Source organism: Piscirickettsia litoralis (genome assembly GCF_001720395.1).
Lineage (GTDB): Bacteria > Pseudomonadota > Gammaproteobacteria > Piscirickettsiales > Piscirickettsiaceae > Piscirickettsia > Piscirickettsia litoralis.
This window is the reverse complement of sequence record NZ_MDTU01000001.1, coordinates 1,191,335-1,204,883: the sequence shown is the minus strand read 5'-3', so window position 1 is coordinate 1,204,883 and position 13,549 is coordinate 1,191,335. Positions and strand designations below refer to the sequence as shown.

The 13,549-nt window shown below is 35.3% G+C and carries 20 protein-coding genes and 1 pseudogene; 17 read left to right on the top strand and 4 right to left on the bottom strand.

Going from position 1 to position 13,549, the window contains the following annotated elements:
- Positions 1-16: 16 nt before the first annotated feature.
- On the bottom strand, positions 17-454 hold the full coding sequence (gene tssJ / locus BGC07_RS05775; protein WP_069312324.1) for a type VI secretion system lipoprotein TssJ: 438 nt from the start codon (positions 452-454) through the stop codon (positions 17-19).
- A 260-nt stretch (positions 455-714) separates the two neighbouring features.
- Between tssJ and BGC07_RS05770 the strand changes: the two genes are divergently transcribed.
- From BGC07_RS05770 to BGC07_RS05700, 16 genes and pseudogenes are all read left to right on the top strand, one after another.
- Positions 715-2,226: a DUF2169 family type VI secretion system accessory protein gene (locus BGC07_RS05770; RefSeq protein WP_069312323.1), complete on the top strand. Its 1,512-nt coding sequence runs from the start codon at positions 715-717 to the stop codon at positions 2,224-2,226.
- Positions 2,227-2,249: 23 nt separating this feature from the next.
- Entirely contained in the window at positions 2,250-2,966 is a 717-nt protein-coding gene (locus BGC07_RS05765; protein WP_158006876.1) for a pentapeptide repeat-containing protein, read from the top strand.
- Positions 2,923-3,444 carry a pentapeptide repeat-containing protein gene (locus tag BGC07_RS05760; protein ID WP_139121635.1) on the top strand — a complete coding sequence of 174 codons (522 nt, stop codon included), beginning with the start codon at positions 2,923-2,925 and terminating at the stop codon, positions 3,442-3,444. The genes BGC07_RS05765 and BGC07_RS05760 overlap by 44 nt, the downstream gene beginning before the upstream one ends.
- On the top strand, positions 3,441-4,469 hold the full coding sequence (locus tag BGC07_RS05755; protein ID WP_069312320.1) for a pentapeptide repeat-containing protein: 1,029 nt from the start codon (positions 3,441-3,443) through the stop codon (positions 4,467-4,469). The genes BGC07_RS05760 and BGC07_RS05755 overlap by 4 nt, the downstream gene beginning before the upstream one ends.
- The gene (locus BGC07_RS23115) at positions 4,447-4,827 is read left to right on the top strand and encodes a DUF3540 domain-containing protein (protein ID WP_069312319.1); all 381 of its coding nucleotides are present in this window, start codon (positions 4,447-4,449) and stop codon (positions 4,825-4,827) included. The genes BGC07_RS05755 and BGC07_RS23115 overlap by 23 nt, the downstream gene beginning before the upstream one ends.
- Positions 4,818-5,114 (top strand): DUF3540 domain-containing protein, encoded by a 297-nt coding sequence (locus tag BGC07_RS23110; RefSeq protein WP_069312318.1) that lies wholly within the window; start codon positions 4,818-4,820, stop codon positions 5,112-5,114. The genes BGC07_RS23115 and BGC07_RS23110 overlap by 10 nt, the downstream gene beginning before the upstream one ends.
- Before the next feature lies 1 nt (position 5,115).
- Positions 5,116-6,594, top strand: coding sequence for a type VI secretion system domain-containing protein (locus tag BGC07_RS05740; protein ID WP_069312317.1), 1,479 nt, complete (start codon positions 5,116-5,118; stop codon positions 6,592-6,594).
- Entirely contained in the window at positions 6,587-7,075 is a 489-nt protein-coding gene (gene tssB / locus BGC07_RS05735; RefSeq protein ID WP_069312316.1) for a type VI secretion system contractile sheath small subunit, read from the top strand. The genes BGC07_RS05740 and tssB overlap by 8 nt, the downstream gene beginning before the upstream one ends.
- 6 nt (positions 7,076-7,081) lie before the next feature.
- A complete protein-coding gene (gene tssC / locus BGC07_RS05730) occupies positions 7,082-8,551 on the top strand; it encodes a type VI secretion system contractile sheath large subunit (RefSeq protein ID WP_069312315.1) in 1,470 nt (489 codons plus the stop codon).
- Entirely contained in the window at positions 8,551-8,949 is a 399-nt protein-coding gene (gene tssE, locus BGC07_RS05725) for a type VI secretion system baseplate subunit TssE (RefSeq protein WP_069312314.1), read from the top strand. The genes tssC and tssE overlap by 1 nt, the downstream gene beginning before the upstream one ends.
- Complete coding sequence (locus BGC07_RS21895; protein WP_235602967.1) at positions 8,946-9,959, top strand: type VI secretion system baseplate subunit TssF; 1,014 nt, start codon at positions 8,946-8,948, stop codon at positions 9,957-9,959. The genes tssE and BGC07_RS21895 overlap by 4 nt, the downstream gene beginning before the upstream one ends.
- A gap of 151 nt (positions 9,960-10,110) precedes the next feature.
- Positions 10,111-10,455 (top strand): hypothetical protein, encoded by a 345-nt coding sequence (locus BGC07_RS21890; RefSeq protein WP_235602966.1) that lies wholly within the window; start codon positions 10,111-10,113, stop codon positions 10,453-10,455.
- Positions 10,442-10,627, top strand: coding sequence for a hypothetical protein (locus BGC07_RS21885; protein WP_235602965.1), 186 nt, complete (start codon positions 10,442-10,444; stop codon positions 10,625-10,627). Before BGC07_RS21890 ends, BGC07_RS21885 begins: the two co-directional genes overlap by 14 nt.
- A 109-nt stretch (positions 10,628-10,736) precedes the next feature.
- Positions 10,737-10,952, top strand: a pseudogene (locus BGC07_RS23830) (hypothetical protein); the annotation flags it as partial.
- Between the two features lie 138 nt (positions 10,953-11,090).
- Positions 11,091-11,561, top strand: a complete 471-nt coding sequence (locus BGC07_RS05705; RefSeq protein WP_069312311.1) for a type VI secretion system baseplate subunit TssG — start codon at positions 11,091-11,093, stop codon at positions 11,559-11,561.
- A gap of 36 nt (positions 11,562-11,597) precedes the next feature.
- On the top strand, positions 11,598-12,116 hold the full coding sequence (locus BGC07_RS05700) for a hypothetical protein (RefSeq protein ID WP_069312310.1): 519 nt from the start codon (positions 11,598-11,600) through the stop codon (positions 12,114-12,116).
- 61 nt (positions 12,117-12,177) lie between these two features.
- Here the strand turns inward: BGC07_RS05700 and BGC07_RS05695 are convergent, their stop codons facing one another.
- From BGC07_RS05695 to BGC07_RS24125, 3 genes are read right to left on the bottom strand one after another with little or no spacing between them, the layout of a single operon-like run.
- Positions 12,178-12,564 (bottom strand): hypothetical protein, encoded by a 387-nt coding sequence (locus BGC07_RS05695; protein ID WP_069312309.1) that lies wholly within the window; start codon positions 12,562-12,564, stop codon positions 12,178-12,180.
- Between the two features lie 16 nt (positions 12,565-12,580).
- Entirely contained in the window at positions 12,581-12,970 is a 390-nt protein-coding gene (gene coq7 / locus BGC07_RS24130; RefSeq protein WP_449421072.1) for a 2-polyprenyl-3-methyl-6-methoxy-1,4-benzoquinone monooxygenase, read from the bottom strand.
- A complete protein-coding gene (locus BGC07_RS24125; protein WP_449421071.1) occupies positions 12,951-13,223 on the bottom strand; it encodes a demethoxyubiquinone hydroxylase family protein in 273 nt (90 codons plus the stop codon). The genes coq7 and BGC07_RS24125 overlap by 20 nt, the downstream gene beginning before the upstream one ends.
- A 94-nt stretch (positions 13,224-13,317) precedes the next feature.
- Here BGC07_RS24125 and BGC07_RS21880 point away from each other — a divergent pair.
- A partial coding sequence (locus BGC07_RS21880; protein ID WP_317135121.1) for a nitrilase-related carbon-nitrogen hydrolase occupies positions 13,318-13,549 on the top strand: 232 nt, incomplete at its 3' end.

The following is a 13,549-nucleotide window of genomic DNA, read 5'->3' as shown; positions in this document are numbered from 1 at the left end:
TCTGTTCTTTATGTTTTCATCGGCTCACTTTAATGGTGTTGTTGTCTAGCTTAATGGCGAGTGTCACAGAACTGGGGTGATGACTAATATCAATGACATTCTTCCAACTGTTGACAGGAAGGTCTCTATAAGCTGCGAATAAGCCAATGTAGCTTGCTGTTTTTGATAGAGGCAATGATAACTCTTTTGTTTGCCCAGGGTAGATTTCAAATGTATATGACTTAACAAGCGAGTCACTTAATGTTTTTGATGCATTTACTAGGCTTTGAAAGTTCGCAAGATCGAATAGCTCACGTTGCTTTAAAGTGTATAAATAAACAACAACAGGTGAAGGGTGATGATTAATATCAGGATTTAGATTGCTTGTGGCATTAAAATTTAGGTGTAAGCCGGGGCTGCAGCCTGCAAGTGCTATAAATGAAGTGAATAATAAAATGAGAATATGGTTTTTCATTTTATCGAATTCGTTCCTTTTGTTTTTTACTCAATCGAGAATAATATACCATGAAAACTGATGATAACAAGGAATTCAAGCGGTGGATACAAGCTAATTACTCGTTTTGTGTTTTCTTTAATTTAATAAAATAGGCAAATTTTTTGTTTAAAACCATTTAACAAAACTTTAATAATTTCTAATGCGCTTTATATTGATATCCTTTTTACCAATAGTATAATGGCAACGTGTCTAGCTAAAATTGTACTGGAAAATATGCGATGAAAATTTATAAAGGCACAGAACATGCAGCTTTAACACGTTGTTATGGCTTTGATAATAAACTCTATTTAACACTTGCTGTGATGGTTCCTTTTGAACTTAATCAAGAGCAGTTGCTGCATGAAAAAATAGTCTGGAAAGATTGCCTTGAGCAATTACGCGACTTTGAACATTTAGACCCTTATGGAATTGCTAAACAAAATACAGACATTTTAGTGCAAGGCGCGGCGTATTCATCTGAACCAGTTTCAGAAACTATTGTTAAGCTTCATTTTGAATCGATTGAGAAAACATTATTGGTGTCGGGTGATCGTTATTGGCAAGAGTCGACAGTCGGCTTGCGAGCCACTGATGCCCAAAAATTTCGGCGTTTGGAAATAACTTATCCTAATGCCTTTGGCGGTGATAAGTTTAATGCTAACCCATTAGGCAAAGGTAAGGCGCCTGAAAAAGAATTATGGCATCTCCCCAATATTGAATATCCTTATGATCGACAAACCCAACCGGGCCAACAGGTAAGGCCAGCGTCTTTTGGCCCTATCGGTGCACTTTGGCAACCTCGGTTAGAGTTCGCTGGTACTTATAATCAAGAATGGTTAGAGCGACATTGGCCTTATTTCCCATCAGATGTGAATTGGAAATATTTTAATATTGCTCCTGATGATCAACAGCTTCCTTTTATGTTAACAGGAAAAGAGCATTTTTATTTGCAAAATATGAGTGCAGAGCAACCTGTCCTTGAAGGAAGGTTGCCGGGAATTCGTGTGCGTTGTTTTGCTGAGGTGCAAGAGGGTAAAGAAAGAGTATATTCGGAAACACCAATGCAGCTTGATACCTGTTGGTTGTTTCCTGAAATAGCAACCGGGGTTATTATTTTTCATGGACAAATTCCTGTTATTGATGAAGATGCAACAAATATTAATTTTTTACAAATAGAAAGTGAGCCTTTAGGTCAGCCGTTAGATATCCAGGATTATAAAAAGAAATCAGCAGATCGCGCTAAAAATCCTGAAAAGTATTTGCCAAAATCCGCCCATGATGATTTTGACGATTTTAAAGAGCTTGAGGGAGAGCTTGAGAATTTATTTGCAAAAAATCGCCAGAAAATGGATGCAGCAAAGCAAGAATATAATAAAAAAATGGATGACGCTAAGAAGAAAGTGGTAAAGATGCATCAAGAAATGGTTGATCACCAAGATCTTGACTATGTCAAAAAAATGCATGTAATGAATAAACCAAAACCAACGGGCATGGATATGCCTATGTTCAAAGGGGATATGCCGGTTCCTAAAGGTATGGAGCAATGGCGAGGCGTTCAACTGGATGATTTTAGTCAACATATGCATGAATCTACTTCTAAGATGTATGATCTTATGGGAAAAATGAATAAAACCGTAAAATCTCTAGATGCAAATGACCCAGCATCCTATGACAAATATAAACAACTGATGGATCAATACCAGGATAGTATGCAAAATTTATTAAAATCTATGCAGAAAACACCAGGATAATCATGCTAACAAAAGCTAGATTTATGCGGAAAATGAAAAGTGGTGAGGTGATTGCAGGGCAGTCAGTCGGCCATATTACTTTTTCTGGCGATGAGCTAAATCAGTTTAATATGCAAGGTGTCAGGTTTAATGCATGTCAATTTGTTGATTGTATTATTGACCAAGCTAATTTTAATAATGCGACATTTGAGCACTGTACATTTCGATCGACTTTAATAAATCACTGCCAACTTAATACCAGCCTATTTATTCATTGTGTTATAGAGGATGTAAAGTTTAATAACGTGCTTGCAAACAGTATGCGATTAACTGAAACTAGTATAAATAGTGCCCTATTTAATCACTGTGAATGCAATGATATGAGTATAGGAGATAGCCAGTTTATTAATTTTAAGGCGAATAACACTTCTTTTTCCTCGCTCAATGCCGTGAATTTTATTATGGAGCAAGCAGAATTTAGTGATTGTAATTTAGTGTTTGCTAATTTTTATGAAATTGAAAGTCGTTCTATCAGCTTTTCATCAGTTAAAATGACAGGCTGCACTTTTTCTAAAAGCAAATTGATTAAATATAAATTTTTAAATGTTAAAGCGATCAATCTATCAATATCAGATAGTCAGTTAGCTCATAGTATAATTACTGATTCAGATTTTACGCTTGCAGATTTTACAAAGTCAAATTTACTAAGCCTAAAGTTTGAAAGAGTTAATTTCAAAAAAGGCATCTATATCGCTGGTTGAAAGTCAAGATATTGTAATGGACTCTTGCGACTTATTTAAATTTGGTGGCCATAAAGCAAACTTGTTACGGCTGGATCTAAATGGGTGTAATCTACAAGAGAGCGGTTGGTGTAACTCAAAGATTGATGAATCTAATTTTTCTAGCGTTAATGCAGATAAATCATCATTTTTTAGCAGTGAGATTAAAGATAGTAATTTTTATCGTGCAAAGCTTTCAAAGTCAGGTTTTTCCAGTTCGTTTGTTTATCAGTGTGATTTTACCGCTGCAAATTTAAGTCAGGCTGAGTTTTCTAAGTCACGCTGTATTTTTGTCAGCTTTTTAGGCGCGAACTTATTTCACTGTAACTTTTATAATGCCAAGTTTGTTGAGGTTAATATTAAAGATGCGCTTGTTGATCATTATTTGGAAAAGATGATTGATAAGAACCTTGCGAATGAAGACCAGCGACCTCCACTGTTGTATGAGGGGGTAGAGTGATAAAAGAGTCTTATTACCAAGAAAATTTATTAGGTGTTGATTTTTCTAAGCAAGACTTAGGAGGAGTATCTTTTAATGAATGTAAAATTAGTCAATGCAATTTTTCTCAGGCATCTTTAGTTGGCGCTTCATTTAATAATTGCACAATAGAACGATCTATATTTAAAGGGTCGAATCAATCTTTATTATCAGTGACAGAATGTGAATTATTGGATAATGATTGTTCGGATTCTCGTATGAAAGGAGCTAATTTTTCACAGACGCTATTGAAAGATTGCAACTATAGTCACAATGATTTATTTTCAGCAAGTTTTACAAAATGCGAATTAATTGATATAGACTTTACGGCTGGTTCTTTAAAACTTGTATCATTCTGTGATTCTAGACTTGACACGGTTAATTTCAGCAAGGCAAATATGAAAGGCGGCTCCTTAGTGAAGTGTCAAAAGGTTAAGATTTGTCTAATCGATGCAAGCTTAGAGAAAGCAGTCATTTCTCATACCCACTTTTTGGACTATGACTTTAGTTCTGTGAATCTAATATCAGCAAATTTTATACATTGTAATCTACAAGGAGTTTCTTTTAATACTAATAAAATGATGAAATTATCAAGATTCATCAATGTGAACCTTGATGATGCGGAATTTATAAAAGTAGACTCGCCTTATATTTTTCTTCAAGGTGCTTATCTGAATAATGTCAAAATATTAAATTCTAATTTTTTATCTGCAAATTTGAGTCAAACTAATGCAGATAATTTAGCACTAAAAGACGTAGAATTATCACGTGCAAATCTTTCAGAAAGTGTATTTAATGGCTCTAGGTTTATAAATTGTAATTTTGAAAGTATATTGCTTCATTATGCGAGCTTCCACCAGTGTGAAATTGATCAGACTGAGCTTTCACAAGCGGCTCTTTATAAGACCAAAATTATTAAAAGTAAGGTGTCAGGTAAAGAGGTAAATAAAATTTTAGGGTCTAATAAAGAGATGGAGCAAGCCGATGCCTGGTCACCAGCCTATTAATATTGATAATGAAATAAAATCAAACTCTTTTAGTGATACTAATAGTGAGTTAATTACAGCATTTATTGCTATGAAGTCAAAATCAGTTTATCGACTATCTTCTTCTTTAGGGGCACATAATGCAGATTTAGCTTTTTCTTGTATGACAGTACCTGAAGTTGGTGATAAGGTGTTACTTTGTTGTGAAGGTGATGGGGAGTGTACAATTTTAGCTGTATTAAAGCGTCACTCTAATGCGCCACATAGTTTAAAAACGGATCGAGAGCTTATTATTTCAAATGATGAGTTATCTATTCAATCTAAAAAATTTACGGTTAAAATCAATGAAATAGATTTAGCTGCAAAAAAATGGAAATAGACTCAAGAAATAATTTATTAAGATTTGAACATTTCTCTATTTTTGGTTTCAGTGTGAGTTCATCGGTGAACTCTGTTCGCGCCATATGCTCGCTATTTGATCAAACAGTAAAGCAGCTTTTACAAAAGGCGAAATTTATTGAAAGAAAAGTTTCTGAAGCAGAAATTGTTCATGCCGAAGAAATTAATATGAAAGTGAATAATAGTGTGGCGATAAAATCAAAACAAACAAGTATTCAGTCCTCAGACTATGTTAATATTAGTAGTGATCTGATTAATATGGGTTAATATGATGAATCCAGTCGTCGAGCCTCTGCTAGACCTAAATGAATATAAATACAGTGATGAGTATTTATTAGTTAATGCTGAAATTAATAAGTTAAGCTCGAATAATCCAGATACAGTTGATTGGTCTATTATTTATAGGAACTGTCGACTTATTTTAGAGAAAGTTAATGATTTTGTCTTAGCAAGTTATTTTATATTTTCTTGTTTAAAATTGAGAAAAGTTGCAGAGTTTGAAAGTCTTTTAGATTATTTGTCAGAGCTGTTTAAAAATCATTTTTATGATGCTAATACGATGCCGAGAAAGGAGCGCTTTAAGCATGCGGCATTAGAGTGGCTTTATGAGCGAATTAAAGTTGAAGGTATTGATTTTCAAGATAGGGAACTGACAGAGGTATCAATAAACTCAATTTTGAGCAAAGTGAGCCAATTGGATCAAGTTTTACTCAATATTGGAGCTGGTTTTTGTTTTTTACCATTATGTACAGAGTTAAAGAAAAAGTCTAAACTGCTTGAGCAAGAGTACACCCAAAAAGAGCAGCTTCATGAAGCGATTGATAATAAGAATGAATATGATGATCAGGTAGTTGCTGATATTAATGATAATGAGGATAATACACAAGAAACATTTTCTGAAAATGATCTAATATTAAAGCTATTGCAAGATAATTCAGAAAGTATTCAAGCTAAAGGTGATATTGATGCAAGTGTTATAAATATTAATCGATCCTTAACTTGGCATCGTGTCAATGATTCTCAGGATGAATTGTGTCAATCAATGGTTGGTATTACAGGGGTGTCTGTTGATAAGATTTGCCATGCAAAATACCTAATAGATCAAGGTGATTATAAGAAAGCCATGGTTTATTTAGAGTGTTTATTCTGTCAGTATCCCTTGTCTTTAGATATACAGTATTATTTATTTGTCTGTAGTGAAAACTCTAAAAGCTTATTAATTGGTGAGGCGTTAAAGCATAATTTAAAAGTATTTATTATTCGCTATCCTCGGCTAATATTTACAAAGCTTGCTGAGAATGAGGCATGTGCTTCTAAGAAGACGATTAATTGGCTTCAAGAGAAAATCTTAAAAGAAGAAAAAACAATAAATCTTGAATTTAATGATGTTAGTGAATTGGTGAATTATTATCAAAATAAATTGCAAAAGCGATTGTCGGCTATTGAGCAGATTGAACTTTGTTTAGAGCGCTCTTGGCAGTTAATTAAAATAGGTTATTTTGATATGGCGATTAATGCACTTGAGAAAATTTATAAAGATTTAAAGAAAAATCCTATTTTAGTAGATTTATCCAATGAAAATACGCACTATGTTAAATGTATTTCTTTGCTTTATCATTGCTATTTTAAAAAAATATCTGAAAATAATCTTCAAGAATATCAATACGAAACATATCAGACTCTTTTAGAAAGCTTAAGTGTTTATTATCCAAGTGTAATCTTAGTAAAGGAGACGAGCGATGAGTGATGCATCAGTTGCACCGAAAGAACGGGTGAATATTGTTTATAAGCCAAATACGGGGGATCAATCTGAGACCGTTGAATTGCCATTAAAGTTGCTTATGGTTGGTGATTATACAGGTCAATCAGACGAACGAGCTGTCGAAGATAGGCGGCCTATTAATATTGATAAAGATAATTTTAATGATGTTATGCAAGGGATGGGGTTAAATTTAACTATTCCTGTGAAAAATAAAATTGCGAATGATGATAGTGAAATCAATGTTGAGCTTAAACTTGAAAAAATATCAGACTTTAAACCAGATAATATTGTCCAGCAAGTTGATGAACTAAAAAAACTGTATGAGATGCGTAAAGCACTGGTTTCATTAAAGTCTCCATTGGCGAATGTGCCTGAGTTTAGGAAAAACTTGCAAAAAGTAATAGAAAATAAAGGCACTTTAGATAAAGTATGCAATGAGCTGGGTATCGAAAAGCAAGAGGGGTAACTGGATATGGAATCTGTAGTCGTAGACGAACAAGTTAAAGATGATACTATCTTGATTGAAGATATTATTGGACATACGAATATTACACCAAACACAGATGAGTACGCGGTTGTGAAGCAGGGTATTACGGCTCTCGTTGGTGAATTGCAAAGCAAAGAAGATTTAAATAATATCAAAATTGACCGCTCTATGGTTGATTTAATGATTTCTAAAATTGATGATGTATTGTCTGCACAAGTAGATGAAATTTTACATAATGAAAAATTTCAAAGCTTAGAGTCATCTTGGCGTGGTTTGAAATATGTTGTTGATCAGACTGATTTTAGAGAAAATACTAAAATCGAAATGGTTAATATCTCAAAAGATGATTTGATCGAAGACTTTGAAGACTCTCCTGAAGTCGTTAAATCAGGCTTATATAAAGTGATGTATACGTCTGAGTATGGGCAATTTGGAGGCGAACCTTATGCGAGTGTTTTGGCAAATTACAGCTTTAATCAGTCAACTCGTGATATTAGCTTATTAGAAAATGTTGCCTCGGTTGCAGCAATGTCTCATGCACCATTTATAGCCTCTGCAGCTGAGTCTATGTTTGGTTTAGAAAGCTATGAGAAAATACCGAACCTAAAAGACTTGCATGCTATTTTCGAAGGGCCTATGTATGCGAAGTGGCGTTCGTTTAGGGAGCGTGAAGACTCTCGTTATGTCGGGTTGACGTTACCAAAATTTATGTTGCGTACGCCTTATGACCCTGAAGAAAATCCTTGCAAAACGTTTAGATATACTGAAGAAGTCAATCAACATACAGACTATGTATGGGGTAATAGTTCATTTGCATTTGCAACACGATTAACTGATAGTTTTGCACAGTTTCGCTGGTGCCCGAATATTACGGGGCCAACCAGTGGTGGTGCTGTAGATGGATTGCCGATTCACCTATTTGACTCTATGGGCGAAATAGAAACAAAAATACCGACAGAAGTTTTAATCTCTGATCGCCGTGAGTTTGAACTTTCTGAAGAAGGGTTTATTCCTTTAAGTTTTAAAAAAGGGACAGATAAAGCGGTATTTTTTTCGGCAAGCTCTATTCAAAAGCCAAAGTTTTTTGGAACAGATGAAGATGCGCGAGCGGCTGAAATGAACTATCGATTAGGCACTCAGCTGCCTTATATGTTTATTATCTGCCGAATTGCCCACTATCTTAAAGTGATTCAGCGTGAGAATATTGGTTCATGGCGTGAGCGTGCTGATCTTGAAAAAGAGCTAAACAAATGGATTAATCAATTTGTTGTTGATCAAGATAATGTCAGTGCGTCGATACGCTCAAGAAAGCCCTTGCGTAAGGCTAGTGTTAAGGTCAGTGATGTTCCGGGTAATGCGGGTTGGTACTCAATTAATATGAACATACGCCCACACTTTAAGTATATGGGTTCAGATATTACTTTGTCTCTTGTTGGGCGCTTAGAGCAAGAGTAATGGGCTTTCTTGATAAGGTTGCAAAAGCAAGCGATATGGAGAGCCATGCTCCATATCGCGTTAATCTCTACGACGATATTCAAGCATCTTTAATAAAAATATTGAATACACGAGAAGATAGCTCGAAATTGTTTAGGAATTACGGCATTAAGAATGTTGCAGATATTATTCATGGAGATCAGGTCGAACTTAGTGATTTTTGTCGGGATATTGAAAGGTTGATTGGTGAGTATGAATCAAGAATTAATAATATTTCTGTAAATTTAGGTGAAGAATGTATGGGTAAAAGTCGCTTTGAACTGATCATTAGTGGCGATATTTATCATGAAGATAAACCTAGAAAGGTGAATTATAGGACTGCAATTTACCCGAATGGCATGGCAAAGGTAATGAAGTGACGACAGTGTTTGATGACTATTTAAATAAGCACCTTTCTAGTGTTGACAAGGCAAGAGATGACTTTTTACGTTTGCACCCATCATTAGAAAATGTGATGGGGCGTGATGCTATTAGCCCTGAAGTCGATATTCTTAATAAAAGCTTGGCTTATTTAGCTGCAAAAATTGAGCAAAGAATTGATCAGTCTTATCCAGAAGTGATTTTAAAAATTTTTGATTTATTAGCACCTGAATTTATTCGTCCGCAACCGAGTGCGACAATCTTAAATTTTATTCCGAAAGAAAGAGTTATGCTTTCTGCTGCTATCATTGAAAAAGGAGTGCAAACATTTAGTAGTCAGGAAGGGAGGAATATTATCTTTGCTACGGCCGATACGGTGAAAATTCCACCCATTAAAATAATTAATTCAGTCACAGAGAAAAAACACCATAGGACTAAAGTGAGGCTAGATTATAATACTCTTGAAGGTGCAGTATTCTCTTTTGCCGATGTTAATATGCGTTATTTTATTAATAAGCAGCTAAATGAAGCTTATAACTTATATTACCATCTTTTTAATAAAATAATTTCCGTTAACTATGTTGTTAATGGGGAAAAATTTTCCGCTAAAATCGAGGATTATGGCCTTGATACATTCAATTTGAAATATTTAGATAAAATATGTTCAAGAACTAATCTTTTTCAAGAGTTTGTTTCTTTTCCAGAGCGGTTTTTATTTTTTGAGATCAATGCAGATAATAAAAATATAAAAATTGATAGTGATTTTAGTGTTGAATTTATTTTTGATGACCGTAATAATGAAATCGCTGATGTTGATTTAGAGACCTTTCTGCTGGGCTGTGTGGTAGGAGTTAATATAGAAAAGGCAACAGCGGTTCCAATCAAAAGAATACCTGAAAAGTCTAAGTATCCTGTATATATAGACAGTTACGATGAAGACTATTGTGTTTGTGATATTAAGCAAGTGAGAAGCTTTATTGTTGCTGATGGTGTGAAAAAAAATTTATGAGGCAATTTCTCAAACAAATGATGAAATTGACTCTGTTTATGAAAAAGTCTGCTCTCTTGCAAGTGATTGTAAACAATTAAAATATGCATTGCGATTTCCTCTGGAGACTTTAAATGAAGGTGAGGAAATTATTTTTACAGATCTGGAGGTTTTGCATACAACTGCTCATGAAAAATTAACAACAGCTTCAGTAAATCGCTTAGGTGATGGTGCGCCTGCTTGCTTTGATTTAAAGAATGTTAGTCGTGTATCAGAGCCTTTAATGCCTGATCTATCTGGTGACTCATTATGGAAACTATCAGGTTGTTTCAGTAGTCAATATTTTGATGTTGAGACAAAAGAAGGTTTGTCAGAGTTGATCCAATCATGGAAAGGGTTTATTTATCACGGTGATAAATATCATGTAATTGTTAATCGATTTGTTGATAGTATACAGTCAGTTGGCCGAAAAAATTTCGGCTTTTCCTTACAAAGATGTTATTTTGAATGGTATTGATATAAAGATTGATATTAATGGAAGTAAATTCACTGATAAAGGCGAAATGTATTTGTTTTGCCGGATTTTAAAAGAAATTGTATTTGATCAAGCTGAGTTAGGCTGCTTTTATCGATTGTTAATTAACGATATGGATAACATGGTTGAAATGTCATGGACAAGTATGAAGTAAATCCAATCGCTCGATCTATTGTCTACCAGACGAAAAAAATAGATATCGATGGCTTGTGTGATATAACTAGGCTAATTAATAAAAAAATAGTAATAAATTATTTTTTTATTCCAAGCCTAGTTTATCTAATCCTATTTATGATGTTGATAGTAAAAAATTTGTTTCTATCGATAATAATCTTATTTATTTTACTGCAAATATAAATTTTTTTGGCTTGACAAGCATTACTTCTCCATTGCCGGATCATTACATAGAGTCTGCTTTGGTGGATGATACGCAAAATATTACAGCGCATTTTTTCATTTTATTCGTCTTATTTTTTTGAGGTGTTTTTAAAGTTTATTAGAAAAGAGAATTATTTTTTATTTGATAAGTTAAATGAAAATAACAAGATATTTGATTATATATCTTCTATCTCAAATTTTCCTAAAGAAGCTCTATCCATTAATAAGCAATCATTTTTTTGGCAAGTTTGATTGCTGCTGGTAAGAGCAAGGCATCAATGTGCTTTTTTATAAAATCACTGTTTTCATTTGAATCGGTTAGTTTTGAGGATTTTATCTTGTCCTATGTTGATATTGGTCATGAGTTTAGAGCATGTTTGGGTTTGCGAAATTCAAGTTTGCAAGTAGATAGCTATATTGGCTCTAAGAAGAAAAGCTATCAGTCAATGGTTTATATTAATATAATTTGTAAAAATAGTGAGGATTTTTATCCGGGTGCACAGTTAACAGCATATCTATTCAAAGTAATTAAACAGCTTATTAGGTCACCCGTTAGTTTTGAAGTTTATATGACAGATAGTAAAAACAGTTGTAATCAAGCTAAATTAGGGGTGAGAAAGACGGCGCTTGGCTGGAATAGTGTTATATTTTCAAATGAAAATGAAGGAGGTAGAGCAATTAAGAAAAAACTGATATTGAAGGCGAGATGAAGATTATAATTTATAGTTTTAATTAGGAGAAATACCATGTCTATAGCATCTTTACAGTCTAACACAGCAACCTCTGCTAATAAGCAATCGAACTATAATTGTGCTGTGCAAGTCAAACTTGAAGGTAATGTCATTACTAATGCCGATGGGGGCGACCCGGTGCATAATAATGAATTTGTTCCTGTAAAAGGTTTTGGCTTGTCTATTCAGCATAGCTTTGCTGCATTTGGTACAACACAAGCGACAGATAATCGAGCAGAACAACATGTCTTTGAATTCAAGACTAAGCAAAGCAATGACTTAATAGCAGGGTGCTTAAATGCGATGAACGCTCAGGAAACTGTTGATGTTGAATTAGTTACATATCGTCGTGTCAAAGGCAGTCTGGAAGTAAGTGCGACTTATAAAATTGATAAGGCATTAATCTTAAACTTTGAGAGTATAAACTCAGAAAGTGATGATGCTTATGTCAACTTGACCGTTGCCGCACCTGCTTATCAATTTGATGGTGGTCAAAAATCAGGTGAGTATGCAACTAAAATTGCATCAAGCTAAGCTAAAGGTCCATTCATTTTGTTAAACTACAGTCAAGTCGGAGTGAGCTCTGGCTTGACTTTTAGCCTTTCATAATTGTGAACTGGCCGGGTTTGACCGTTGCGCCGATGGGCACATTGGTTAAATTTTGCATGGTTTGATCACCTGGAGACGTCGCAGCAGGTGCACCACCAATGATTAGAGTGATATTGGCTGGATTGGGGATGCGTGATGCCGGACCGCAAGCTGTGCCACTTAGCATACCCGGGCCAACGCTACCAAGAGTTGTCGCTGTTTTTGCTAGTGAATTGATTGCTGGTGATCCTCCCATAATAATATTGACGACAGGGTTTAAGGTTTCGGCAAAGTTTGCATTATTTACACTAGCAACGGCCGCTGGCCCCACAATATCAGTATCTGGAGCGCCAATGGCCATCACACCGCTCATGTTATCTAAAAATCCTGGCATTTGCTTTGCTCCTGTTTCATATCTTATAGGCGGTTGTTGTCATCACTTTTGCGGTCAGTTTCATCGCCAATCGTACGGGCAAGGGGAGTTTCTTACCGCCTTGCAAGCGTGCTTGTTCGGCATGTTGTTTCTCATCAATCGTCATTTGATTGAGAATAGCACGCGTTTTTTCATCTTTCTTGGGTATTTTAGTTAGGTGCTTTTCGAGGTGACGAGTGACTTGGTCCTCGGTTTCGGCAACAAAGCCTAGGTTCCAGCGGTCTCCGGCGAGTCCTGCAACTGTGCCAATGGCAAAAGAGGCGCTGTACCAGAGGGGGGCGAGATAGCTGGTGTGGCTTTCAAGTTCTTCTAGGCGGGTTGCACACCAGTTTAGGTGGTCGTTTTCCTCAATAGAAGCTTGTTGCATTGATTGCTTGATTGTTGGGTTTTTCAGCCGTTAGTGCTTGCGCTTGGTATAAGGCTTGGGCACAGACTTCCCCAGTGTGGTTAATGCGCATGAGGCCGGCGATATGCTCTTTTTCACTATCATTAAGTTCTGTTGTGCTTTTATCAATCGCAGGATTCGGCCGTGAACTTTTAGGTGTGGTGGTTAGCGTACGTAAACTATTATCGAAGGCGTGGATCAATCGGTCAATGTGGCTATAGTGGCGTTTTTTCATAATATACAACTTCAAAAATCTGCGATGCTGATAGACTCTAATTTTATCATGAATTTGTTAGACTGGATATCGATGAAAGAATAAGGAAAAAAATATGATGTTTATTGCAAGTGTCATTCAAATGAGTGCAAGTGACAATATAGCAAGAAACCTAGAAGCAGCAGAGCGTCTAATCGGTCATGCGAAAGCGGATGGAGCGAACCTCGTTGTACTGCCTGAAAATTTCTATTTTATGGGAAGATCATCAAAACGTTTTGATTTTGCCGAAAATTTAACTAAAGGCGCATTGCAGGAATTTTTTAGCAGAGCAGGCGAAAAAAAGCACC

What these genes read in the sequence shown, in the direction of transcription:
- BGC07_RS05695 (WP_069312309.1), bottom strand. Translation starts at nt 12,564, where the DNA reads ATGCCAGGATTTTTAGATAACATGAGCGGTGTGATGGCCATTGGCGCT.
- BGC07_RS23110 (WP_069312318.1), top strand. Translation starts at nt 4,818, where the DNA reads ATGGAAATAGACTCAAGAAATAATTTATTAAGATTTGAACATTTCTCT.
- BGC07_RS05700 (WP_069312310.1), top strand. Translation starts at nt 11,598, where the DNA reads ATGTCTATAGCATCTTTACAGTCTAACACAGCAACCTCTGCTAATAAG.
- tssC (WP_069312315.1), top strand. Translation starts at nt 7,082, where the DNA reads ATGGAATCTGTAGTCGTAGACGAACAAGTTAAAGATGATACTATCTTG.
- tssB (WP_069312316.1), top strand. Translation starts at nt 6,587, where the DNA reads ATGAGTGATGCATCAGTTGCACCGAAAGAACGGGTGAATATTGTTTAT.
- BGC07_RS23115 (WP_069312319.1), top strand. Translation starts at nt 4,447, where the DNA reads ATGCCTGGTCACCAGCCTATTAATATTGATAATGAAATAAAATCAAAC.
- BGC07_RS05740 (WP_069312317.1), top strand. Translation starts at nt 5,116, where the DNA reads ATGATGAATCCAGTCGTCGAGCCTCTGCTAGACCTAAATGAATATAAA.
- tssE (WP_069312314.1), top strand. Translation starts at nt 8,551, where the DNA reads ATGGGCTTTCTTGATAAGGTTGCAAAAGCAAGCGATATGGAGAGCCAT.
- BGC07_RS05765 (WP_158006876.1), top strand. Translation starts at nt 2,250, where the DNA reads ATGCGGAAAATGAAAAGTGGTGAGGTGATTGCAGGGCAGTCAGTCGGC.
- BGC07_RS05770 (WP_069312323.1), top strand. Translation starts at nt 715, where the DNA reads ATGAAAATTTATAAAGGCACAGAACATGCAGCTTTAACACGTTGTTAT.
- BGC07_RS24125 (WP_449421071.1), bottom strand. Translation starts at nt 13,223, where the DNA reads ATGAAAAAACGCCACTATAGCCACATTGACCGATTGATCCACGCCTTC.
- tssJ (WP_069312324.1), bottom strand. Translation starts at nt 454, where the DNA reads ATGAAAAACCATATTCTCATTTTATTATTCACTTCATTTATAGCACTT.
- coq7 (WP_449421072.1), bottom strand. Translation starts at nt 12,970, where the DNA reads ATGCAACAAGCTTCTATTGAGGAAAACGACCACCTAAACTGGTGTGCA.